Source organism: Bordetella hinzii LMG 13501 (genome assembly GCF_001548475.1).
In the GTDB taxonomy this organism is placed as follows: domain Bacteria; phylum Pseudomonadota; class Gammaproteobacteria; order Burkholderiales; family Burkholderiaceae_B; genus Bordetella; species Bordetella hinzii.
On record NZ_LRUJ01000002.1, the window covers coordinates 153,153 to 175,819 of the forward strand.

Annotated in this window: 17 protein-coding genes; 10 read left to right on the forward strand and 7 right to left on the reverse strand. The window is 67.2% G+C overall.

Translation table 11 applies throughout. The features are described 5' to 3' along the window. Positions 1 to 153 precede the first annotated feature (153 nt). The 5 genes from kdsB to AXA74_RS02160 are packed head-to-tail and all read right to left on the reverse strand — an operon-like array spanning position 154 to position 3,181. A complete protein-coding gene (gene kdsB, locus AXA74_RS02140) occupies positions 154 to 918 on the reverse strand; it encodes a 3-deoxy-manno-octulosonate cytidylyltransferase (protein ID WP_032977655.1) in 765 nt (254 codons plus the stop codon). A gap of 17 nt (positions 919 to 935) precedes the next feature. Beyond that, positions 936 to 1,115, reverse strand: a complete 180-nt coding sequence (locus AXA74_RS02145) for a Trm112 family protein (protein WP_029579604.1) — start codon at positions 1,113 to 1,115, stop codon at positions 936 to 938. A 25-nt stretch (positions 1,116 to 1,140) separates the two neighbouring features. Then, positions 1,141 to 2,175 (reverse strand): tetraacyldisaccharide 4'-kinase, encoded by a 1,035-nt coding sequence (gene lpxK / locus AXA74_RS02150; protein WP_029579603.1) that lies wholly within the window; start codon positions 2,173 to 2,175, stop codon positions 1,141 to 1,143. Further along, positions 2,172 to 2,588, reverse strand: coding sequence for an ExbD/TolR family protein (locus tag AXA74_RS02155; RefSeq protein ID WP_032973124.1), 417 nt, complete (start codon positions 2,586 to 2,588; stop codon positions 2,172 to 2,174). The genes lpxK and AXA74_RS02155 overlap by 4 nt, the downstream gene beginning before the upstream one ends. Further along, positions 2,585 to 3,181: a MotA/TolQ/ExbB proton channel family protein gene (locus AXA74_RS02160; protein ID WP_029579601.1), complete on the reverse strand. Its 597-nt coding sequence runs from the start codon at positions 3,179 to 3,181 to the stop codon at positions 2,585 to 2,587. Before AXA74_RS02160 ends, AXA74_RS02155 begins: the two co-directional genes overlap by 4 nt. 341 nt (positions 3,182 to 3,522) lie before the next feature. On the opposite strand from AXA74_RS02160, the gene xseA reads away from it, so the two are divergent. The 4 genes from xseA to pcaF all read left to right on the forward strand — a co-directional run bounded on the left by xseA (position 3,523) and on the right by pcaF (position 8,422). Continuing rightward, positions 3,523 to 4,881 (forward strand): exodeoxyribonuclease VII large subunit, encoded by a 1,359-nt coding sequence (xseA, locus tag AXA74_RS02165; protein ID WP_029579600.1) that lies wholly within the window; start codon positions 3,523 to 3,525, stop codon positions 4,879 to 4,881. A 92-nt stretch (positions 4,882 to 4,973) separates the two neighbouring features. Then, positions 4,974 to 5,552 (forward strand): superoxide dismutase [Fe], encoded by a 579-nt coding sequence (gene sodB, locus AXA74_RS02170; RefSeq protein WP_032956670.1) that lies wholly within the window; start codon positions 4,974 to 4,976, stop codon positions 5,550 to 5,552. Between the two features lie 224 nt (positions 5,553 to 5,776). After that, positions 5,777 to 7,111, forward strand: a complete 1,335-nt coding sequence (locus AXA74_RS02175) for a chloride channel protein (RefSeq protein ID WP_080700843.1) — start codon at positions 5,777 to 5,779, stop codon at positions 7,109 to 7,111. Positions 7,112 to 7,216: 105 nt separating this feature from the next. After that, positions 7,217 to 8,422: a 3-oxoadipyl-CoA thiolase gene (pcaF, locus tag AXA74_RS02180; protein ID WP_029579597.1), complete on the forward strand. Its 1,206-nt coding sequence runs from the start codon at positions 7,217 to 7,219 to the stop codon at positions 8,420 to 8,422. Positions 8,423 to 8,480: 58 nt separating this feature from the next. On the opposite strand, the gene AXA74_RS02185 is transcribed toward pcaF, so the two are convergent. Next, a complete protein-coding gene (locus AXA74_RS02185) occupies positions 8,481 to 8,930 on the reverse strand; it encodes a DUF192 domain-containing protein (protein ID WP_029579596.1) in 450 nt (149 codons plus the stop codon). 133 nt (positions 8,931 to 9,063) lie between these two features. Continuing rightward, on the reverse strand, positions 9,064 to 9,309 hold the full coding sequence (locus AXA74_RS02190; RefSeq protein WP_012249572.1) for a cold-shock protein: 246 nt from the start codon (positions 9,307 to 9,309) through the stop codon (positions 9,064 to 9,066). A gap of 222 nt (positions 9,310 to 9,531) precedes the next feature. Between AXA74_RS02190 and clpS the strand changes: the two genes are divergently transcribed. The 6 genes from clpS to AXA74_RS02220 all read left to right on the forward strand — a co-directional run bounded on the left by clpS (position 9,532) and on the right by AXA74_RS02220 (position 22,667). Beyond that, a complete protein-coding gene (gene clpS / locus AXA74_RS02195; protein ID WP_029579595.1) occupies positions 9,532 to 9,846 on the forward strand; it encodes an ATP-dependent Clp protease adapter ClpS in 315 nt (104 codons plus the stop codon). Positions 9,847 to 10,086: 240 nt separating this feature from the next. Continuing rightward, positions 10,087 to 15,135: an alpha-2-macroglobulin family protein gene (locus AXA74_RS02200; RefSeq protein WP_370736781.1), complete on the forward strand. Its 5,049-nt coding sequence runs from the start codon at positions 10,087 to 10,089 to the stop codon at positions 15,133 to 15,135. Further along, entirely contained in the window at positions 15,132 to 17,288 is a 2,157-nt protein-coding gene (gene pbpC, locus AXA74_RS02205) for a penicillin-binding protein 1C (RefSeq protein ID WP_048940205.1), read from the forward strand. The genes AXA74_RS02200 and pbpC overlap by 4 nt, the downstream gene beginning before the upstream one ends. 53 nt (positions 17,289 to 17,341) lie before the next feature. Next, positions 17,342 to 19,651, forward strand: a complete 2,310-nt coding sequence (gene clpA / locus AXA74_RS02210) for an ATP-dependent Clp protease ATP-binding subunit ClpA (protein ID WP_029579592.1) — start codon at positions 17,342 to 17,344, stop codon at positions 19,649 to 19,651. Between the two features lie 23 nt (positions 19,652 to 19,674). Next, entirely contained in the window at positions 19,675 to 20,967 is a 1,293-nt protein-coding gene (locus AXA74_RS02215) for a paraquat-inducible protein A (protein WP_032970135.1), read from the forward strand. Between the two features lie 32 nt (positions 20,968 to 20,999). Next, positions 21,000 to 22,667, forward strand: coding sequence for a PqiB family protein (locus tag AXA74_RS02220; protein ID WP_029579590.1), 1,668 nt, complete (start codon positions 21,000 to 21,002; stop codon positions 22,665 to 22,667).

A 22,667-nucleotide genomic window follows, 5' to 3' on the forward strand; every position in this document is an offset into this window, starting at 1 on the left:
AGAGGTGGTTTTTTTTGTGGTCGGGGGCGATTATGCCGCAATGCAGCAGCCCATGTGAGACAGCGCCATTGGAAATAACCCTTAGTGCGCGCGGATTCCTTGATCTGGCTCCATTTGCGGAGGACGGCGCGCCACGGCCGTGCACGGCCCGTGCTACATCCCTCCGGCGTAGATGGCGCGTACCCGTTCGAGGTCTGCCGGCGTGTCGACGCCGGCGGCCGGCGCGGCCGGGCTTCGGTGAACCACAATACTGTGCCCATACTCCATGGCGCGCAACTGCTCCAGTGATTCGAAGCGTTCCAGCTGGCCTTGGGGCAGGGTGGGATAACGGAGAAGAAAGCCGACGCGATAGGCGTACAGGCCAATGTGATGCAGGGCGGGCAGTCCGGGGGCCATGACGCGCTCGCCGCCGGCCAGGGCATCGCGCGCCCAGGGGATGGGGGCGCGCGAGAAATACAGCGCGCGGTCCTGGGTATCGCAGACCACCTTGACCACATTGGGATTGAACAGCGCCTCGGCGCCGGCCAGCGGACAGGCGCAGGTGGCGATGTCGGCCGAGGGCGTGGCGGCCAGGCGTCCGGCCACGGCGTCGATGAGGGCCGGCTCGATCAGGGGCTCGTCGCCCTGCACATTGACCACGATGGCGTCGTCGGCCAGGCCCAGCAGGCGCACGGCCTCGGCCAGGCGGTCGGTGCCGGTCGGATGGTCGGCGCGGGTCATCACGGCCTGAAAGCCATGCTCGATGACGGCGCGTTCGACCCGGACATCGTCGGTGGCCACGCAGACCTGGGCCGCGCCGGAGCGCGCGGCGCGTTCCGCCACGCGCACCACCATGGGTTTGCCGGCGATGTCGGCCAGGGGCTTGTCAGGCAGGCGCGTGGAGGCGGCGCGGGCGGGGACGAGGGCGACGAAGCTCAAGGTCGGGGCTCGCGGGCTCAGCTGCCGGTGGCCGCGTCAAGCGAGCGGGCTTCGCTTTCCAGCATGACGGGAATGCCGTCACGGACCGGAAAGGCGAGGCGGTCTGCGTGGCAGACGAGCTCGCCCTCGGCGCGCAGAAATTCGAGACGGCCCTTGCACAGCGGGCACACGAGGATGTCGAGAAGGCGGGATTCCATGGCTGAATTCTAAAGCAGAACGCGGCTAGCGCGGGGCCAGGGCGCGCAGGCGGTTGTCGAGCCAGTCCAGGAAATCCGGCTCTGAAAAGCGCGCCTGGACCTGGACCGACCACAGACGGGGGTCGTCGAATCCAGCGCATTTCACCGCGTCCTTGGCGGTGATGAAGATGGCGTCGGCGCGCAGGCCGGCGAAAGGCGAGTCGGCGTAGTCGTAGTGGTCGGGCAGCGCCAGGCGCGGCGTGGGCACCAGCCCCGCGCTCTCCAGGGTGCGGAAAAACCGGCCGGGATTGCCAATGCCGGCCGCCGCCGCCACGCTCTGGCCCGCGAAGGCCGACAAAGGCCGCTGCTGTCCATCGCTCAGCCGGCGGGCCTCCTGCGGCTCCAGCCACATCGCCCATTGGCGGGCCGGGCCATCCTGGGGCGCGCGGCCCGGACCGGTGTTCAGATTGGTGATGACGGCGTCCACCTCGGCCAGCCGGCTGGGCGGTTCGCGCAGCGGTCCGGCGGGCAGGAGGCGCCCGTTGCCGGTGCCGCGTTCGTCCTGGACCACGATTTCGATGTCGCGCGCCAAGGCCAGGTGCTGCAGGCCGTCGTCGGCCACGATGACATCGATCTCGGGGTGGGCGGCCAGCAGGGCCCGGGCCGCCTCGGCGCGGCGCGGATGCACGGCCACCGCCGCGCCCGTGGCCGCGGCGATGAGGGCGGGCTCGTCGCCGAAGGCGGCCGCGGGCAGCTCGCCCTGGCCCACCCGCGGCGGGCCCTCGATGCGCACGCCATAGCCGCGGCTCACCATGCCGGGCGTATAGCCGCGCGCGCGCAGGCCCTGCAAGATGGCCACCACCACGGGGGTCTTGCCGGTGCCGCCGACGTAGATATTGCCTACCACGACCACCGGTACCGGCGCCCGCCAGCCGGTCCTGCGGCCGTCCAGGTAGGCCTGGCGCTTGTGGCGCACCGCGAGGCCGGCCAGCGCGGACAAGGGAGTCAGCAGGGTGGAAAGCCAGCCGCCCCGGCGCCATTGCCGCTGTACCTCGCGGTGCAGGAAATCGCGGATCCTCACCGGGCGGCCTGGGCGGCGAAATTGACCCGGCCGATGCCGGCCTCGCGCGCGGCCTGCATGACGTTGACCACCGACTGGTGCGTGGCCTGGGCATCGGCGTTGATGACGATCACGGCATCGGGCCTGCCTTCGGCCGCTTGGCGCAGGGCCTGGGCCATGGCGGCCGGGTCGCTGCTGTCGAGCAGGATGCCGTTGAGCGCGTAATGGCCATCCTGGCTCACGGCGATCTCCAGCGTGGCCGGAGGCTGGAGCTGTTCGGCCTGGGCCTGGGGAAGGGTCACCTTCAGCTGGCTGTAGCGGGCGAAAGTCGTCGTGGCCGCCAGGAAGATCAGCATGACCAGCAGCACGTCGATGAGCGGGATGAAATTGATGTCCAGCTCATCCTGCGGGCCTCGGCGGCGGCGGAAGTTCATGGCCGGACTCCGCGGGCCAGGCGCGCGGCGGCCTGTTCCATGGCGCTCATGTAGTTGTCCACGCGGCTGCGGAAGTAGCGATGGGCGATCATGGCGGGAATGGCGATGAGAATGCCGAAGCCGGTGTTGTACAGGGCCACGGAGATGCCGTGGGCCAGCTGGGCCGGGTCGGTGCTGCCCGGGCTGTAGGCGCCGAAGATCTCTATCATGCCCACCACGGTACCGAACAGGCCCATGAGGGGTGCGACCATGGCGATGGTGCCGATGGCCGGGATATAGCGGTTGAGCTCCTGGGCGACACCCTGTCCCACGGTTTCGACGGCGTCGCGCAAGCTCTCGCGCGGGGCGTGGCGCATGCGCAGCACCTCGGCCAGGATGCGGCCGAAAGGCGAGTTGCGCTCCAGGCGGGCCAGCGCCTCCGGGCTGTCCTCATGGTTGCGCAGCATTTCGCCAACTTGCTCGCCCAGGCCGCGCGGCATCACCAGCGAGCGGCGCAGCGACAGCACTCTTTCGAGGATGAGGGCCAGGCCGAGGATGGAGGTCGCCAGCAAGGGCCAGATCGGCCAGCCGGCATCGCGCAAGAGGGATAGCAAGACGGGTGCTCCTGTGGTCGCGGCCGGTCGGCCGCAAGGCTTATAAGGCGGCAATGTAACGGCGGGCCGGCATCAGTGGCAAGTCGCGGGGACAGGGCAAGCTATCCACAGTTTTTGTGGATAATTCTGTGCAAAACTTCCTGGAAACACACGCCCGTCTTGGGTTTAGGGTGGATTGCGCCCCTTTTGCGCAATATGATGTTTGTATTAAATCCATATAAATCAACGGCTTGCACGGAAAATCAAGGCGCTCCGGGCAGCCGGCAGGCCGGCATGGATTGCGCTATCATGCGAGCCCGCAATTTCAAGCCCTGTGGACACATTTCGCCGCTCCGAGCCCCATGACAATTGGATTTGCTGTCAAAGATGACGTATTTGCGCGGGATATCCTGTCGGTTGCCCAGCTGAACCAAGCCGTGGGGCAATTGCTGGAGCGCAACATCCCGCCAATATGGGTTCGCGGCGAGGTTTCGAACTTCACGCAGGCCGCTTCCGGCCATTGGTACTTCACGCTCAAGGACGCCCGCGCGTCGGTGCGCACCGTCATGTTCCGCAGCCGCGCCTCGGCGGTCGGTTTCGTGCCGCGTCCCGGCGACCAGGTGGAGGTGCGCGCCCGCGTGTCGCTCTACGAACCCCGGGGCGATTACCAGCTGCAGGCCGATGCCATGCGCCGCGCTGGCGTGGGCGACCTGTACGAGGCCTTTCTGCGCCTGAAGGACAAACTGGCGGCCGAGGGGCTGTTCGATCCCGAACGCAAGCGCGCGCCGCTGCGGCTGCCGCGCGCCATTGGCGTGGTGACGTCGCTGCATGCGGCGGCGCTGCGCGACGTGCTGTCGGCGCTGGCGCGCCGCGCGCCCCAGGTCGAGATCGTGATCTATCCGGCGCCGGTCCAGGGCGCCGATGCGGCCGACCGCCTGGCGGCCCAGGTGCGCGCGGCCAGCGCCCGCCAGGAAGTCGACACGCTGCTCCTCGTGCGCGGCGGCGGCAGCATCGAGGATCTCTGGAGCTTCAACGATGAGGACCTGGCCCGCGCCGTGGCCGCATGCGCCATGCCGGTGATCAGCGGCGTTGGCCATGAAACCGACTTCACCATCGCCGATTTCGTGGCCGACGTCAGGGCGCCCACCCCCACGGCCGCGGCGGAACTGGCTTGCGTGCCCAGGGCCGAGCTGCTGGCCTCGCTGGGCCACGCGGCCTCGCGCCTGGCGCGGGCGCAGCAGCGCCGCCTGGAGCAGGCTGCCCAGCGCCTGGACCGGGCCAGCGCCCAGCTGATCTCGCCGGCGCAGCGGCTGGCGCATCAGCGCGAACGCCTGAACACGCTGCGGCACCGCCTGGCCTCGGCGGCCCAGCGCCCGCTGGCCGCCAGCGGCAGCCGCCTGGCTGCGCTGAGCCAGCGCGTGGCGCGCCGCGCGCCGCAGACGGCGCGCGCGCTGGACCGCGTGCTGGGGCTGATGCAAAGGCTGGCGCGCGGCCAGCAAGGCCTGCTGGCCCAGCGGCGGGCGCGCCTGCAGGCCCTGTCCGCACAACTGCGCGCCCTGGATCCCGAACATACGCTGGCGCGCGGCTACGCCGTGCTGCGCGATGCCCGGGGGCGGGTCGTCAGCCAGGCCGGCGCGCTGGCGGTGGGCGAGCGCGTGAGCATTGATCTGGCCCAGGGCAGGGTGCGTGCCGATGTCACGGAGATTGAATCCAGCCGTTAACCCCGCGCCGAGCCTGGGTTAAGGCGAAACCTCGCGAAGAGCCGATACAATCGAAGGGCTTGATCGTGCATTCAACAAAGAAGGAACCGACTATGGCACATACTCTTCCCCCTCTGCCTTACGCGCTGGACGCGCTGGCCCCGCGCATCTCCAAGGAGACGCTGGAGTTCCACTATGGCAAGCACCATCAGACCTACGTCACCAACCTGAACAATCTGATTCCGGGCACCGAGTTCGAGACCGCGTCGCTGGAAGACATCGTCAAGAAGTCCTCCGGTGGCATTTTCAACAACGCCGCCCAGGTCTGGAACCACACCTTCTACTGGAACAGCCTCTCGCCCAACGGCGGCGGTGAACCCAGCGGCGCGCTGGCCGATGCCATCAAGGCCAAGTGGGGCAGCGTGGACGCCTTCAAGGAAGCCTTCAACAAGTCGGCCGCCGGCAACTTCGGTTCGGGCTGGACCTGGCTGGTCAAGAAGGCCGACGGTTCGCTGGACATCGTCAACACCAGCAACGCCGCCACGCCTCTCACCACGGCCGACAAGGCGCTGCTGACCTGTGACGTCTGGGAACACGCCTATTACATCGACTACCGCAATGCCCGTCCCAAGTACCTGGAAAACTTCTGGGCCCTGGTGAATTGGGAATTCGCCGCGAAGAACTTCGCCTGATTGGCAATCGGCGCGCCTGGCGCGCCCTGCACGATCGACGGCCCGGCTCCTGCCGGGCCGTGTCTTTTGGGCGCCGGCCGCGCTATCAGGCGCCTGTCACGGCGGTGGTGGGTATGGTTGGCCTGTCCCGCCACAAAAAGAATATGTCTCAGACCTCTTCCTCTTCGCGCCTGGCCCATGCCTGGGCCCGCGCCCGGCGCCTGGCCCGGCGCAAGACCCGGCAGATGCGGCGCCTGTCGCGCAAAAGCCTGCAGGTGTCGCTGCTGTTGGCAGGCGCGGCCCTGGTGGCCCTGGTTTCCATGGGCTTTGCCCAATTGGCGGACTGGGCATTGGACTGGAACCGCCAATGGGTGGGCGCCCACGGCTGGCTGGCGCTCATCGTGCTGCCCTGCGCGCTGGCCGGCCTGCGCTGGCTGACGCTGCGCTACGCGCCGCAGGCCGCCGGCAGCGGGATCCCGCAAGTCATCGCCGCCTTGTCGCTGCGTCCGGGCCCGGCGCAGACCAGCCTGGTGTCCTTGCGGCAGACGCTCTGGAAAATCCCGCTCGCCTTCCTGGCCATGCTGGCCGGCGCTTCGATCGGGCGCGAGGGGCCCTCGGTGCAGGTGGGCGCGGCGGTCATGCTGTCCTGGGGCAATCTGTGCCGGCGCCTGGGGCTGCGCATGCGCGGCTTCCATGCCCAGGAACTGATCGCCGCCGGCGCGGCCGGCGGCCTGGCGGCGGCCTTCAACGCGCCCTTGGCCGGAGTGATCTTCGCCATCGAGGAACTGGGACGGGGCGCCGTGCTGCGCTGGCAGCGCCTGGTGCTGCTGGGGGTGCTGGCCTGCGGCTTCATGGTGGTGGCGCTGGCGGGCAACAATCCCTATTTCGGCGTGTTCGGGGGGCAGGCCCTGGCCGAACACATGATCTGGTGGGTCGCTGCCTGCGGCCTGCTCAATGGCTGCCTGGGAGGATTGTTCGCCCGCCTGCTGGGCAAGGGCCTGACCGGCGTATTGCCCCAGGCCTGGCGTGAGACCGTGCGCCGCCGTCCCATCGCCGCGGCCTTCGGCCTGGGGCTGGCCGTGGCCTTGATCGGCCTGGCCAGCCAGGGCGCGACCTACGGCACGGGCTATGGCACGGCGGCCGTGCTGCTTGCCGATGGCGCGGCGCCAGCGGGTTTCGGGCTGTCCAAGCTCGCGGCTACCGTGGCCTCGTATTGGGCCGGCATCCCGGGCGGGATCTTCACCCCGGCGCTGACCACCGGCGCCGGCCTGGGGCACCAGCTATGGCTATGGACAGGCGGCAGCGTCGACGGCAAAGTGCTGGTGCTGATCTCCATGGCGGCTTTCCTGGCCGCCGCCACGCAGTCGCCCTTGACCGCCAGCGTGGTGGTCATGGAAATGACGGGCAGCCAGCCCATGCTGTTCTGGTTATTGGCCGGCTCGCTGCTGGCTTCGGTGGTGTCGCGCCAGTTCTGCCCGCAGCCTTTCTATCATTTCTCGGCCGGCCGTTTCCGCCGTGTCGCCCAGCTGGAGGCCGCGCGCCGCCTGGCATCCAGGCCGCCCGAGGTGTCCAAGCCATAGACAGCGTCCGTAGCCTGGACATCTGCGGCCGCACCAGGATGGCGCCGGAAACGCTGCGGTAACATGGCCGCGATCCCGTTTCACCTATTCATTTTCTGACTAGCCATGACCCAGCAAGCCTTTATCTGCGATGCGATCCGTACTCCTTTTGGCCGCTATGGCGGCGCCTTGTCGTCGGTGCGTGCCGATGACCTGGCGGCCATTCCCATCAAGGCGCTGATGGCGCGCAATCCCAATGTGCGCTGGGAAGAGCTTGACGATGTGATTTTCGGTTGCGCCAACCAGGCTGGCGAAGACAACCGCAACGTGGCCCGCATGGCCACGCTGCTGGCCGGCCTGCCCATCGAAGTGGCCGGCGCCACGATCAACCGCCTATGCGGCTCGGGCCTGGACGCCATCGGCACGGCCGCGCGCGCCATCCGCGCCGGCGAAGCCGGCCTGATGCTGGCCGGCGGCGTGGAAAGCATGAGCCGCGCGCCTTTCGTCATGGGCAAGGCCGATAGCGCGTTTTCGCGCAATGCCGCCATTTTCGACACCACCATCGGCTGGCGCTTCGTCAATAAGCTGATGAAGGCCCAGTACGGCGTGGACTCCATGCCCGAAACCGCCGAGAACGTCGCGGACGACTTCAATATCTCGCGCGCCGACCAGGACAAGTTCGCCCTGGCCAGCCAGCAAAAGACGGCCCGCGCCCAGAAGGAGGGCTATTTCGATGCCGAGATCACGCCGGTGTCCATCCCGCAGAAAAAGGGCGATGCCCTCATCGTCGACAAGGACGAGCATCCGCGCGAGACCAGCCTGGAAGCGCTGGCCAAGCTCAAGGGCGTGGTGCGCGAGGGCGGCAGCGTGACGGCGGGCAATGCCTCGGGTGTCAATGACGGCGCGGCCGCGCTTCTGCTGGCCGACGAGAAGGCCGCCGCCCGCCACGGCCTGACGCCGCGCGCGCGCGTGGTCGGCATGGCCACCGCCGGCGTGGCGCCCCGCATCATGGGCATGGGCCCGGCGCCCGCCACCCGCAAGGTACTGGCCCAGACCGGCCTGACCCTGGCCCAGATGGACGTCATCGAACTGAATGAAGCCTTCGCCGCGCAAGGCCTGGCCGTGCTGCGCGACCTGGGCATTGCCGACGATGATGCCCGCGTCAATCCCAACGGCGGCGCCATTGCGCTGGGCCATCCCCTGGGCGCCAGCGGCGCCCGCCTGGCGACCACGGCGATCAATCAGCTGCACCGCACGGGCGGCCGCTACGCGCTGTGCACCATGTGTATCGGGGTGGGGCAGGGTATCGCGCTCATCGTCGAGCGCGTCTGATCCGCATCACAAAAAAAGGAGCCGCGAGGCTCCTTTTTTTGCATATGGGGCGCCGCGCTTACGGCAGCCCGTCGATCTTGGCGCCTGCTTTCACGCCGCGCTGGGCAAACCAGCCCTGGCTCATCTCCAGCGCATAGCGCACGGGCTTGCGCGAACAATGCGCGTCGTCGGTCTGCGGCGCCATGTCTTCGATGTTCGATATCGTGCCATCATCGGCGATGAAGGCGATCGACAACGGCAGCGGCGTGTTGCGCATCCAGAAGCACTGCAGGTCGGGCGCCTCGAACACGAAAAGCATGCCACTGTTGCCTGGCAGTTCCTGGCGGTTCATCAGGCCGATGCGGCGCTTGTCTTCCGTATCGGCGACTTCGGCCTGGATGACGTGGATGCCGGTGGACAATTGCGTGGTGGGCAGGGTGCCTTGGCGCGGGCCGCCGGCCATGGCGGACAGGGGGGCAAGCGCCAGGGCGAGGACGGCCGGGCGCATCAGGGCGGAGAGGATCTGCATGTACGACAGCTAAAGGAGTCGGTGGATACCGGCTATGGACCGCCAGCCGTGGCGCAAAGTTGCATCCCGGCCGGTTGCAAATGAAAAGGCGGAGCCGGGGCTCCGCCTGCATAATACCGTCTGTCAGGGTTGCTTAGGCCGACGTAATATTGAGTGCTTGCTTGCCTTTCGGACCCTGGATAATCTCGAAAGCGACTTTCTGGCCTTCCTTGAGGGTTTTGAAACCGTTCATCTGGATAGACGAAAAATGCGCGAAAAGATCTTCTCCGCCATCGTCGGGTGTAATGAAGCCAAAACCTTTCGCGTCGTTAAACCACTTGACGGTTCCGGTGGATTTTGGATTGTCCCCTTGGACGGCGGTTGCGGTCGTGTCAGACATGCGGACTGCCTCTTTTGAATCGTATGTTGGACGAAGGGGCCGTGGCTTGGCCTGAAGCCCATCCGGGAACGGTCGCCCTACAACGAGTTGAAAGGCTCCCGAATGCATGGATAATGCGCTCCTTTTCTTTCTGGCGTCAAGTATGGAAACTACGCATGTCTGTGTGTAATTTTGAGTAAGTGTGACGCGAATATTTGGCCGATTAAATAGAATAGCCGCCCTATGAGTTCTACCTTGGATTCGCAGCACGATGTCGTGGTCGAAAAACAGCCGGCGCGCACCGCGCCGCCGCCGATGTACCAGGTCGTGCTTCTCAATGACGATTACACCCCGATGGAATTCGTGGTGAAGGTCCTGCAGAAGTTCTTTGGCAAAAACCAGGAAGAAGCCACCCGGATCATGTTGCAGGTCCATCACGAAGGCCGTGGCGTTTGTGGTGTCTATCCACGCGATGTGGCAGCCACCCGGATCGCGCAGGTGGCGCAGTATGCACGGGCTCGGCAACATCCCTTGCAGTGCATTATGGAACCGGTGTAGTCCGCGGGGCGGCCGACGCCCGATATTCCCTTTTTAAAGTAAGGCCGTTGCGGCCAGTGTCCTGGCGGCGGTCTAAGACGTAGCAGCATGAGGTGCGCCTTGGCGAATAAAAAGAAAGTCTGGCTGGGAGTGGGGGGCGCGGTCATTCTGGCCGCCGCCGTGGGGCTGGGATGGTTGGCCGGGCGCGGGCCCGCGCCGCAGTCCGTTTCGCCGCAGGCCGCGCGGCAGGCCGAGCAGTCGGTGATTGCCGCCGCTGAACAGGCCGCCTCGCCGGGCGCGCCGGCGGCAAAGCCGGCCGGCCAGGCCACGGTGGGCAAGCCCGATCCCTTCGCCGCGTTGAATTGCCAGCCGCGCCAATACAACGACAGCCTGGCACTGGCGCTCACGTTCACCCAGCCCGTGGACCGCAAGGCGGATCTGGGACGCTATCTCCAGGTGACCGAGCTGGGTGAGGCCCCGCAAGATGCGGATGACAGCGCCGGCAGTGGCCAGAGCCAGGCCAGTACCGGCCAGGCCGTACCCAAGGGACGCGCCGTCCAGGGTGGCTGGGTCGTCGGCGACAACCCCCGCGTGGTGTATTTCCCCTATGTGCAACCCCTCAAGCGCTATGCCATCAGCGTGCGCGAGGGCTTGCCCGGCGGCGAGTCGGTCGGCGCCTTGCCCGAGGCGGCGCGTTGCGATGTCGCCACGCAGGCCATGCCGCCTTCGTTCTACTTCGCCAGCCGCGGCGTCGTTTTGCCCGCGGGCCAGAATGGCGGCCTGCCGGTGGCGACCGTCAACATGCCCGAGGTCGATGTGCAGTTCCTGCGCGTGGATCCGCAGCGGGTGCCCGAGTTCTTTGACACGGTGCTGGGCATCGGCCGCAAGAGCGGCGCCAGCGAGGACGACGATGAGGGCCCCGAGGAAGACGACTGGCGCTATGCGGACAACCGCAGCCTGAAGGGATCGGTCAGCAATTGGGACCTGGATCGCCTGAATACGCTGACCACCAGTGTCTACCAGGGGCGTTTCGTGACCGACGACAAGCCCAACCGGCGTCACGTGACCTTTCTGCCGGTCGAGCACATCAAGGAATTGCAGGATCCCGGCATCTATATCGCGGTGATGAGCCAGCCCGGCCGTTTCCGCTACGAGTACCAGACCACCTACTTCTACGTCAGCGATATCGGCCTGCATGCGCGCCGCTATCCGGATCGCAGCGAAGCCTATGCCGTGTCCCTGAAGACGGGCCAGCCGCTGTCCGGGGTGCGCGTGGAACTGGTCGATGGCGCGGGCAAGTCCCTGGCCCAGGCCGACGCGGACGCCCAGGGCCATGTGCGTTTTGACGGCTCGCATGCCAATGCGCGCGTGATGCGCGCCACCCGCGGCAAGGAAATGACGCTGCTGGCCCTGGGCGAGCCGGCGCTGGACCTCTCGGAATACGATATCGGCGGTCACCCGGCCCGCAACAACAATCTCTTTGTCTATGCCGGGCGCAATCTGTACCGGCCGGGCGAGCAATTCCATGTCTCGGTGCTGGCGCGCGACCCGGACGGGCGGCCCTTGCCGGCCAGCCCCCTGACGGCCACCATCAAGCGCCCGGACGGCCGGGTGACGCGCACGACCCTGTGGCATCCGGCCAAGGACCTGCCCAACTATGTCGAGCAGGTCATCGATATCCCGCAGGACGCCCAGACCGGCACCTGGATGCTGGAACTGCGCGTGGACCCCGCGGCGCGGATCCCGGATGCCAGCTGGAAGTTCCAGGTCGAAGAGTTCCTGCCCGAGCGCATGAAACTCGCCCTGACCTCGGAGCAGCCGGTCCTGGCCCCCGACGAGACCTGGCAGGTGGCATTGCAGGGCGATTATCTGTATGGCGCGCCCGCCGCGGGCAACCGCGTGCTGGCCAGTTTCCAGGTCAAGCGCGACCGCATCGCCTTGCCCGGGCAATGGCCGGGCTTTGTTTTCGGCGATGTCGCCGATGACACGCTGCGCCGTTTCGAGGAGCTGCCCGACAGCGAGCTGGACGAGCGCGGGCATGGCGAGATCAGCGTTGATCCCCAGGCGGGCGAGGCCCGTTCTCCCCTGAAGGTCCGCCTGTCGGTCAGCCTGCTCGAGTCGGGCGGGCGGCCCGTGGTCCGCTCCATCGAGCGCAGCGTCTGGCCGGCCGATACGCTCATCGGCCTGCGGCCGCTGTTTGACCGCGATGTGGCGCGCGAAGGCGCGCCGGCCGGTTTCGAAATCATCCGCGTCAATGCCGAAGGCAAGCCGCAGCCGGTCAATGGCGCCCAGGTGCGCCTGTACCGCGAAGAACGCCAGTACTACTGGCGTTTCGACGACCAGCGCGGCTGGAACAGCGGTTACACCGAAACCGAGGAGTTGACGGATTCGCGCGTCATTGACATCGGCGAGCGCGCCTCGTTGACAGTAGATGTGAAGTGGGGCCGCTATCGCCTGGAGATCGCCGATCCGCAGACCGGTCAGGTGGCGCGCTATCGCTTCTATGCCGGCTGGAATGCGCAAGACGCCGATGCCGTGGGCAACCGGCCGGACCGCGTGCAGCTCAAGCTGCAGGACCTGCCGGCCAAGCCGGGCGGCAAGGTTCGCATGACGGTCGTGCCGCCGCACGACGGCCAGGCCCTGATCACGGTGGAAGGCGACCGCATGCTGTGGTCGCAATGGCTGGCGGTCAAGGCCACGGGTACCGAGGTCGAGATCCCGGTCGACGCGGCCTGGAAGCGTCACGATCTCTATGTATCGGCCACGGTCTTCCGGCCGGGCAGCGAGGGCGATCGCGTGACCCCGGCCCGCGCCCTGGGCCTGGCCTACCTGCCGCTGGCCAGCGCCGAGCGCAAGCTGGCCGTCAGCCTGAGCGCGGCGGCCAAGGTCGAACCCGAGAAGCCCGCCACGGTGCGCGTGAAGGTCGATGGCGCCTCGGGAGGCAAGGCCTATGTGACGCTGTCGGCGGTGGATGTCGGCATCCTCAACATCAATCAGTACGCGACCCCCGATCCCATGGACTTCTTCTTCGGCAAGCACCGTTATGCGCCGGAGCTGCTGGATATGTACGGCAAGTTGATCGAGAAGATGGACGGCACCCAGGGGCGCCTGAAGTGGGGTGGCGACGCGGCCATGCGCGGCGACAGCCGCAGCCTGCCCAAGAAGGTCAAGCTGGTGGATCTGTTCTCGGGCGTGGTGGCGCTCAATGCGCAGGGCGAAGCGGAGATCAAGCTTGACGTGCCCGACTTCAATGGCACCTTGCGCCTGATGGCCGTGGCGTTCTCGGCGGAGCGCTACGGCAGCGCCGAAACCGAAATGATGGTGGCGGCGCCCGTGGTGGCGGAACTGAACACGCCGCGCTTCATCACGCCGGGCGACCAGGCCGCGGTGGCGCTGGACCTGACCAATCTGAGCGGCGCGACGCGCAAGCTCACGGTCAAGCTGCAGGCACTCGATCCGCTGGCCATTGCCGACAGCACCCGCACCGTGACCTTGAAGGACAAGGAACGCGCGACGCTGCGTTTTGTCGCGACCACGACGGGTTCCTATGGCCTGGGACTGATGCGCCTGGTGGTCCAGGGCGATGGCCTGGACATCACGCGCGAGTCGGTGCTGCAGGTGCAGCCGGCCTATGCGGCCGAGCGCCGGGCGCGCCGCATCCGCCTCAATCCCGGCGAGGAGTGGACCCCTCCCGCCGACCTCCTGGCCAACTGGCATGCCGACTCGGTCACGGCGTCGATGACCCTGTCCAACCGCCCGCCGCTGAACGTCAACCGGCTGGTGCAGGGCCTGTTGAACTATCCCTATGGCTGCACCGAACAGACCATCAGCGCGACACTGCCCTGGGTCATCATCGATGAGGCCGCGGCCAAACGCTTCGGGATGACGCCGCGCACCCTGGCCGAGCGCCAAGCCAAGATAGACGGTGCGCTGGCGCGCCTGTCGGGCATGCGCGGGGCGACGGGCGCTTACTCCTTGTGGGGCGATTACAGTTCGCGCGATGTCTGGCTGACGGCCTATGCGCTGGGCTTCATGCAGGACGCCCGGGACCGCGGCTTCAACGTGCCCGACAGCGGCCTGGAACGCACCCGGCAGTGGCTGCTGGAACAGTTGCAGCAGACGCCCAACAACTTCGGCACGTGGTCGGCCAATCTGCGCAAGGGCCTGGAGAGCGGCCGTTTCGACAGCAGCAGCGCGGAGGTGCTGCGCAACGACCACCGCCGCTTCGCCGGTCTGGCCGCCGCCGCCCTGGCGCTGGCGCGGGACGGCAAGGCGCCGCTGTCCACGGTCAGGCAGCTGTTCGACAACTATGGCGAGCGGGCGCGTTCCCCCTTGCCGCTCATCCAGCTGGCGGCGGCGTTCAAGCTGCTGGGCGATGAGGGCCGCATGAAGACCGCGCTGGAGCAAGGCATGACGCGCGCCTATGGCATCACGCGCCGCGGTTCCGGCTATTACGATGAGTGGCTGGGCGACTACGGCAGCAGCGTGCGCGACTATGCCCAAGCCTACGCCCTGCTGAACCAATACGGTTTGCGCGATGCGCGCAGCGAAAACCTGCTCGAGCAGGCCGCGGCCCGGATGGGGAACCGCTCCTATCTGTCCACGCAGGAACAAATGGCCTTGTTGTTGGCGGCCAATTCGGCCGGCGGCGACCGGGCCGCGCCCTGGCAGGCCATGCTGCAACAGGCTGGCACCAGCCGCAATCTGTCCAGCCCGCAGGATCAGACCCTGGAGATCGGGCCGGCGGAATTGGCGGCCACGCGCCTGCGCAATACGGGCAATCAATCGCTGTTCGTGGAATTCGATGCCCAGGGCACGCCCCGGACCGCGCCGGCGCCCCGCAATGATGTCATCGGCCTACAGCGCGGCTGGTATCGCCCTGACGGCAGCGCCTGGGATGGCGGCCTGTTGCAGACCGGCGACATGCTGGTGGTCTGGATCCAGGCCGATGCCACGCAGTATGTGCCCGATGCGCTCATCGTGGACCGCGTGCCGGCCGGCTTCGAAGTGGAGAACCTGAACCTCTCGCAAAGCCCTGAGATGCAGGACTGGCAGATCGGCGGGCGCCGGGTGGCCGAGGCAATGGCCAATCCCAATATCAAGCATCGCGAGTTCCGCGATGACCGCTATGTCGCGGCGGCCACGCTGGGACGGGGCAAGGTCGATATCTTCTATCTGGCGCGCGTGGTGTCGCCAGGCCGCTACAGTGTGCCCTCGGTGGTCGCTGAAGACATGTACCGGCCCGAGCTGCGCGGCGTGGGCGACACATGGAGCAGCATCGAGATCCGCGACAGGCAGCCGCGCAAATGACGCGGCGCAGGCGGCGCCTGGCTTTGGCCGGCGCCGCCTTGGCGGCGCTGCCGCTGGCGGCCCTGTTCGTGCTGGACCGGGTCTACCCGCTGCCGTCGGCCGGCTCGGCGGGCGCGCGCGTGGTCATTGCCGCCGATGGCACGCCTTTGCGCAACTATCCCAGCCGTGATGGCGTCTGGCGGTATCCCGTCACGCCCGAACAGGTCTCGCCGCGCTATCTGCAGACCTTGCTGGCCTACGAGGACCGCTGGTTCTATTGGCATCCGGGGATCAATCCCTGGGCCATGGCCCGCGCCGGCTGGCAATGGGCCGCGCATGGCCGCATTGTTTCCGGCGGCTCCACACTCACCATGCAGGTCGCGCGCATGCTCGATCCGGCGCTGGCCGGGCAGCCCTCGCGCAGCCTGCGGGCCAAAGCGCGCCAGGTCTGGCGCGCGCTGCAGCTGGAGATGCACTACAGCAAGGACGAGATCCTCGCGATGTACCTGGCGCATGCGCCCATGGGCGGCATCGTCGAGGGCGCGGAGATGGGCGCGCGCCTGTGGCTGGGCAAGTCCGCGCGCGACCTGAGCGATGCCGAGGCGGCGTTGCTCACGGCCTTGCCGCAGGCGCCGTCGCGCCTGCGCCCCGACCGGCATCCGGAGGCCGCGCGGCTGGCGCGCGACAAAGTGCTGGCTCGCATGCAGGCCTTGTCGATCTGGCCGGCCGGACGGGTGGCCGATGCGCGCATCGAGAATGTGGTGGCGCCGCCCTTGAGGGCGCGCTGGCTGGCGCCCCTGGCGGCGCAACGCCTGCTGGCTGGCCAGCCGCGGGGGCAGACAGTGGTGGCCAGCACGCTGGACGCCGACATGCAGGCCACGGTCGAGCGCATGCTGCTTGACCGCGTCGATAGTCTGCCGCCCAAGGTGTCCATGGCCGTGCTGGTGATGGACAACGACAGCCTGGAGATCAAAGCCTATGCGGGTTCGGCGGATTTCTCCGACGATAGCCGCTATGCGCACGTTGACATGGTGCGCGCCGTGCGCTCGCCGGGGTCCACGCTCAAGCCTTTTCTTTATGCCCAGGCGCTGGACGACGGGCTGGTGCATTCGGAAAGCCTGCTCATGGACGTGCCCATGTCGTTTGGCGGCTATGCACCGGGCAACTTCCAGGCCGCGTTTTCCGGGCCCGTCAGCGTGTCCCAGGCCTTGCAGCGTTCCCTGAACGTGCCGGCCGTGGATTTGCTGGATCGTGTGGGGCCCGTCCGCTTCGCCTCGGCCATGCTCAATGCCGGCGTGCGCCTGCGCATGCCGGCCGGGGCGGCGCCCAATCTGAGCCTGATCCTGGGCGGCGGCGGGACGACGCTGGAAGAGTTGGTGGGCGCCTATCGCGCCTTGGCACGGGAGGGCCTGGCGGGCCAGCCGCGCCTGAGCCCCGATGAGCCCAGGCGCGAAAGCCGCGCCATGAGCGCCGGCGCGGCCTGGATCGTGCGCGATATCCTGGAAGCGGGGGGGCACCCGGAAAGACCCTTGTTCCAGCAGGGTGGGGCCGAGCCCGCGCTGGCATGGAAAACCGGCACCAGTTTCGGATTCCGCGACGCCTGGGCCATCGGAGTGACGGATCGGTGGACCCTGGGCGTCTGGGTCGGCCGTCCGGATGGCACACCCAATCCCGGTTTTTTTGGCGCCAATGTTGCCGCGCCTTTGTTACGCGATGTGGCTTCGGCGCTGCCGGCGGGCCCGCCGCGGGCGCGCAAGCGCCCCGAAGCGGTGCGCGCCGTCGTCACCTGCTGGCCGCTGGGTTGGCGCCTGGAAAGCGCGCCCGGCGGAATCTGCCCCGAGCAGCGGGCCGCCTGGGCCTTGAATGATACGGTTCCGCCCTCATTTGCGGAGTATGCCAATGTGTCGCGCGCTCCCATGCGCATCGAGGGCGTGGCCCAGGGTTCCGTGCTGCGGCCGGTGCCCGGCGCGCGCGCCGTGGCGCTGGATGTCGGCGTGCAGGGCGCCCAGGGCCGGGTATGGTGGATGCTCGATGGCAAGATATATCGTCAGGCCGGGGCAGGCGAAACACAGGGATTGTCCCTGGCGCGCAATGGCTTGCACCGTCTCACCGTGATGGACGAAGCGGGCCGGTACACTGGCCTCGAGTTTGAAATCGCTGGCGTTACGCCCTGATCGGCATAGAATATGAAGCGTGTACCTGCCGCTTCGTGCGTTACGGAGGAAGCGTGATTTCCCAAGAGCTTGAAGTCAGCCTGCATATGGCATTCGTCGAGGCCCGCTCCGCCCGACATGAGTTCATTACTGTCGAGCATTTGTTGCTGTCGTTGCTGGACAACGCCTCGGCAGTCGAGGTTTTGCGCGCCTGCGCGGCCAATCTGGACGACTTGCGCCGAAACCTGCGCCAATTCGTGACAGAAAATACCCCCGTCATTCCCAGCGGCGCCGAGGTCGATACCCAGCCCACGCTGGGTTTCCAGCGCGTGATCCAGCGCGCCATCATGCATGTGTCGGCCGGCGGCACGGGCAAAAAGCCCGTCACCGGGGCCAATGTGCTGGTCGCCATCTTCGGCGAAAAAGACTCGCACGCCGTGTACTACCTGCAGCAGCAGGGCGTCACGCGGCTGGATGTGGTCAATTTCCTGTCGCATGGCATCACCAAGCAGCCCCAGGAAGAACCTTCCGCTGTCCAGAAAGAACAGCAAAGTCCCGGCGAGGAGGGCGGCGAGTCGCGCCAATCGCCGCTGGACCAGTACGCCAACGACCTGAACGCCGCCGCGCTGGCCGGCCGCATCGATCCGCTCATCGGCCGCGAACACGAGGTCGAGCGCGTGATCCAGGTGTTGTGCCGCCGCCGCAAGAACAACCCGCTGCTGGTGGGAGAGGCAGGCGTGGGCAAGACGGCCATCGCCGAAGGCCTGGCCTGGCGCATCACGCGCGGCGAGGTGCCCGAGATCCTGCAGTCGGCCCAGGTCTATGCGCTGGACATGGGCGCCTTGCTGGCCGGCACCAAGTACCGCGGCGATTTCGAGCAGCGTCTCAAGGGCGTGCTCAAGCAGATCCGCGGCAATCCGGATGCCGTGCTCTTCATCGACGAGATCCACACCCTGATCGGGGCGGGTTCGGCCTCGGGGGGCACGCTGGATGCGTCCAACCTGCTCAAGCCGGCCCTGTCGTCCGGGCAGCTCAAGTGCATCGGCGCGACCACCTACACCGAATATCGCGGGGTCTTCGAGAAAGACCACGCGCTGTCGCGCCGTTTCCAGAAGATCGACGTGCCCGAGCCCAGCGTCGACCAGACCGTGCAGATCCTGCGCGGCCTGAAGAGCCGCTTCGAAGAGCACCACAGCGTGCGCTATTCGGCCGCCGCGCTGAGCGCGGCCGCCGAGCTGTCGGCGCGCTATATCAATGACCGCCACCTGCCCGACAAGGCCATCGACGTCATCGACGAGGCCGGCGCCGCCCAGCGCCTGCTGCCGCGTTCGCGCCAGAAGAAAGTCATCGGCAAGGCCGAGATCGAAGCCATCGTGTCCAAGATCGCGCGCATCCCGCCGCAGTCGGTTTCCAGCGATGACCGCAGCAAGCTGGCCACGCTGGACCGCGACCTGAAGACCGTCGTCTTCGGCCAGGACCAGGCCATCGACGCGCTGGCCGCCGCCATCAAGATGGCGCGCTCCGGCCTGGGCAAGCCCGACAAGCCCATCGGGGCCTTCCTCTTCTCCGGCCCCACTGGCGTGGGCAAGACCGAGGTCGCCCGCCAACTGGCCTTCACGCTGGGGGTCGAGCTGCTGCGCTTTGACATGTCGGAGTACATGGAGCGTCACGCGGTCTCGCGCCTGATCGGCGCGCCTCCCGGCTATGTCGGCTTTGACCAGGGCGGCCTGCTGACCGAGGCCATCGCCAAGCAGCCGCACTGCGTGCTGCTGCTCGATGAAATCGAAAAAGCCCATCCGGATATCTTCAATATCCTGCTGCAGGTCATGGATCACGGCACGCTGACGGACAACAACGGGCGCAAGGCCGACTTCCGCAACGTCATCCTCATCATGACGACCAACGCGGGGGCCGAGACCCTGAACCGCGCGGCCATCGGCTTCACCAATACGCGCGTGGTGGGCGACGAAATGGCCGAGATCCGCCGCATGTTCACGCCGGAGTTCCGCAACCGGCTGGATGCCATCATCCCCTTCGCGCCGCTGGACCGCGAGATCATCCTGCGCGTGGTCGACAAGTTCCTCATGCAGCTCGAGGACCAGTTGCACGAGCGGCGCGTCGAGGCGGTGTTCACCGAGAAGCTGCGCGACTACCTGGCCAAGCATGGGTTCGATCCGCTCATGGGCGCGCGCCCGATGCAGCGGCTCATCCAGGACACCATCCGCCGCGCCCTGGCCGACGAGTTGCTGTTCGGACGCCTGGTCGACGGCGGCAATGTCACGGTGGACCTGGACGAGAACGACAAGGTCGTGCTGTCTTTCGACGAGGCGGCCAAGTCCACGCCCAGCGCCAAGGACAAGCCGGAAGTCGAGCTGGTTGACTGAGCCAGGCTGACCAGGGCCCGCCTTTGGAGCGCCACTCTCTCATCGCCTGCGAACACTGTGCCAGCGTCTACCGCTGGCACAGCCTCGATCCGGGCGAGGCGGCCGCCTGCGAGCGCTGCGGCTCGACGCTGTGGCGCTACAGCGGCCTGACGCTGTCGAACTGGCTGGCGCTGGCCATCACCGGTCTCATCCTCTTTGGCGTGGCCAACGCCTATCCCGTCGCCGCGCTGTCGGTGCAGGGCATGACCAGCACGGCCACGCTGCTCGACGCCGTGGGTATCACTTGGCGCCAGGGGCACTATGCCGTGGCCATCATGACCGGCACGGTCGGCTTCGGCATTCCGCTGCTGCAATTACTGGCCCTGCTCTGGGTGTTGGGTCCCTTGTCGCGGGGCGCCTTGCCCTATGGCTTTGCCGGCGTCGTGCGCCTGTTGGGCCTGCTGCGGCCATGGAGCATGGTGCCGGTGTTCCTGCTGGGGGTGGTGGTCTCGGTGGTCAAGCTTGCCGGCATGGCCTCGGTCGAGCCGCGGGTGGGCCTGCTGGCCTTTGGCGCGCTGACGGTCTTTCTCACCATGCTCAGCCGGCTGGCGCCGGCCGTCATCTGGCGCATGGCCGAACGAGCGGGCGTGGTGCCGGTGCACATCCCCGAGATGACCGCCGATACGGTGCTGGCCGGCTGCCATGTCTGCGGCCAGGTGCAGGCGCTGGACGAGGATCCTCATGCCATGCACCATTGCCGGCGCTGCCGCGCCGTGCTGCATTACCGCAAGCCCGAGACCTTGTCGCGCACCTGGGCGCTGCTGATCGCCGCGGCGATTTTCTACATCCCGGCCAATGCCCTGCCGGTGATGCAGATCAGCTCCATTACCGGCGACAGCGCGCACACCATCCTGGGGGGCGTGGTCGAGCTTTGGCAAATGGGCTCCTGGGATATCGCGCTCATCGTCTTCATCGCCAGTATCGCGGTACCGCTGACCAAGCTGCTGTCGCTGGGTTTCCTGGCGCTGACGCTGCAGTGGCGCAGCACAACCAATCTGCAGCAACGCACGCGCCTCTATCAAATGGTAGAGTTCATCGGCCAATGGTCGATGCTGGACGTTTTCGTGGTTATCATTCTGGCGGCGCTGGCCGATTTCCAGGGGCTGATGGAAATCAGCGCCGGCGCGGGGGCCGCGTCTTTCGGCCTGGTGGTGGTCCTGACCATGCTGGCGGCCATGACTTTCGACCTGCGCCAGGCCTGGGATCTTGAAAGTGCATCGGAGTGGGATGCGGATCATCCCGAAGCCGCCGCGGGCGCGCCCGCGGGCAATTCCTGAATAAAAAGCGACATCACAAGGAAGCGCACGACATGGCTGAGTCGACCGATTTGCCGGACAATCCGTTGGGCAAGGTCAAGGTATCCAAGAAAGAGCGCTCGCGCATTTCCTGGATCTGGCTGGTGCCGCTGGTGGCCGCGCTGGCCGGCCTGTCGCTGGTCGTGCGCACCTGGATGCAGGCCGGCCCCGAGATCTCCATCGAGTTCAATACCGCCGAAGGGCTGGAGGTCGGCAAGACCCAGCTGCGCTACAAGGACGTGACCATAGGCACGGTCAAGGGCATCCATTTCAACGCCGACCGCAGCAAGGTCGTGGTCGAAGCCGAACTGGCCAAGGAAGTCCAGAACATGGCCCGCGAGGGCACCAATTTCTGGGTCGTGCGGCCGCGCCTGGGCATCAGCGGCGTCTCGGGCCTGGGCACCTTGCTGTCGGGCGCCTATATCGGCGTGGATGCCGTGGGCGACCCCGAGACGCTGGACCGCAAGGCCAGCAAGACGCATTTCGTCGGCCTGGAGACGCCGCCGCCCGTGGCGCATGACCGGCCGGGCAAGCGCTTCACGCTGCGCGCCAATGACCTCGGTTCACTGGATATCGGTTCGCCCGTCTATTACCGGCGCATCAGCGTCGGGCAGGTGGTCGGCTATGCCTTGAGCGAGGATGGCAAGGCGGTGGACGTGCAGGTCTTTGTCGATGCGCCCAACGACCGCTTCGTCACCGAGGGCGCGCGCTTCTGGAACGCCAGCGGCGTGGACTTCTCCGTCAATGCCGACGGGCTCAAGGTGCGCACCCAGTCCCTGGTGTCGGTGGCCGTGGGCGGTGTCGCCTTTGACAACGTCGTCGAGCGCGATGGCGGCGAAGCCCAGGCCAACAGCCGCTTCCAGCTCTATGGCAGCGAGGCCGCCGCCAAGGCCAACACCGATGGCACGCCTTTCCGTATCCGCATGCGCTTTGACCAGTCCGTGCGCGGCCTGTCGGTGGGCGCGCCCATCGACTTCCAGGGCATCTCCCTGGGCGAAGTCACCCACGTGGCCATTGATTTCGACGGCAGCAAGAAGCGCTTCTATGGCGTGGTCGACGCGACCATCTACCCCGAACGCCTGGGCAGCCTGTTCGACGAGATCGTGCGCAGCGTGCAGCGCGATACGGGCAGCAAGGATCTTGCCCCGGGCCGCACCCTGAGCGTGCTCGTGAAGTACGGCCTGCGCGCGCAGCTGCGCTCGGCCAATCTGCTGACCGGCCAGATGTATGTGGTCCTGGATCACTTCCCCCATGTCAAGCCGGTCGACTACGAGGTGACCGAGCCGGCCAATATCCCGACCATCCCGGGCCAGTTCGACCAGTTGCAGGAGCAGATCGGCAGCATCGTCGCCAAGATCGAGAAAATCCCCTTCGACCAGATCGGCCAGGACCTGCGCAACACGCTGGCCAGCACCTCCAAGCTGATGACGCGCCTGGACAAGGACCTGGCGCCGGACGCGGCGGCCATGATGAAGGAGGCGCGCCGCTCGCTGGCGCAGATCAACGAGCTGCTTTCTTCGGATTCGGCGTTGCCGGTCAATGCGGAACGCTCCATGCAGGAACTGTCGCGCGCGGCCCGTTCGCTGCGCAATCTGGCGGACTTCCTGCAGGCCAATCCCCAATCCCTGCTGCGTGGCAGGGGTGAAGATCCCATCCCCGGCTCCGGTCCCGTCAGGAACTGA

Bases quoted from the DNA above. Each gene is read 5' to 3' on its own strand.
- pcaF (WP_029579597.1), top strand. From the start codon at position 7,217: ATGACCCAGCAAGCCTTTATCTGCGATGCGATCCGTACTCCTTTTGGC.
- sodB (WP_032956670.1), top strand. From the start codon at position 4,974: ATGGCACATACTCTTCCCCCTCTGCCTTACGCGCTGGACGCGCTGGCC.
- AXA74_RS02145 (WP_029579604.1), bottom strand. From the start codon at position 1,115: ATGGAATCCCGCCTTCTCGACATCCTCGTGTGCCCGCTGTGCAAGGGC.
- AXA74_RS02220 (WP_029579590.1), top strand. From the start codon at position 21,000: ATGGCTGAGTCGACCGATTTGCCGGACAATCCGTTGGGCAAGGTCAAG.
- xseA (WP_029579600.1), top strand. From the start codon at position 3,523: ATGACAATTGGATTTGCTGTCAAAGATGACGTATTTGCGCGGGATATC.
- AXA74_RS02155 (WP_032973124.1), bottom strand. From the start codon at position 2,588: ATGAACTTCCGCCGCCGCCGAGGCCCGCAGGATGAGCTGGACATCAAT.
- AXA74_RS02175 (WP_080700843.1), top strand. From the start codon at position 5,777: ATGCGGCGCCTGTCGCGCAAAAGCCTGCAGGTGTCGCTGCTGTTGGCA.
- AXA74_RS02185 (WP_029579596.1), bottom strand. From the start codon at position 8,930: ATGCAGATCCTCTCCGCCCTGATGCGCCCGGCCGTCCTCGCCCTGGCG.
- clpS (WP_029579595.1), top strand. From the start codon at position 9,532: ATGAGTTCTACCTTGGATTCGCAGCACGATGTCGTGGTCGAAAAACAG.
- AXA74_RS02190 (WP_012249572.1), bottom strand. From the start codon at position 9,309: ATGTCTGACACGACCGCAACCGCCGTCCAAGGGGACAATCCAAAATCC.
- pbpC (WP_048940205.1), top strand. From the start codon at position 15,132: ATGACGCGGCGCAGGCGGCGCCTGGCTTTGGCCGGCGCCGCCTTGGCG.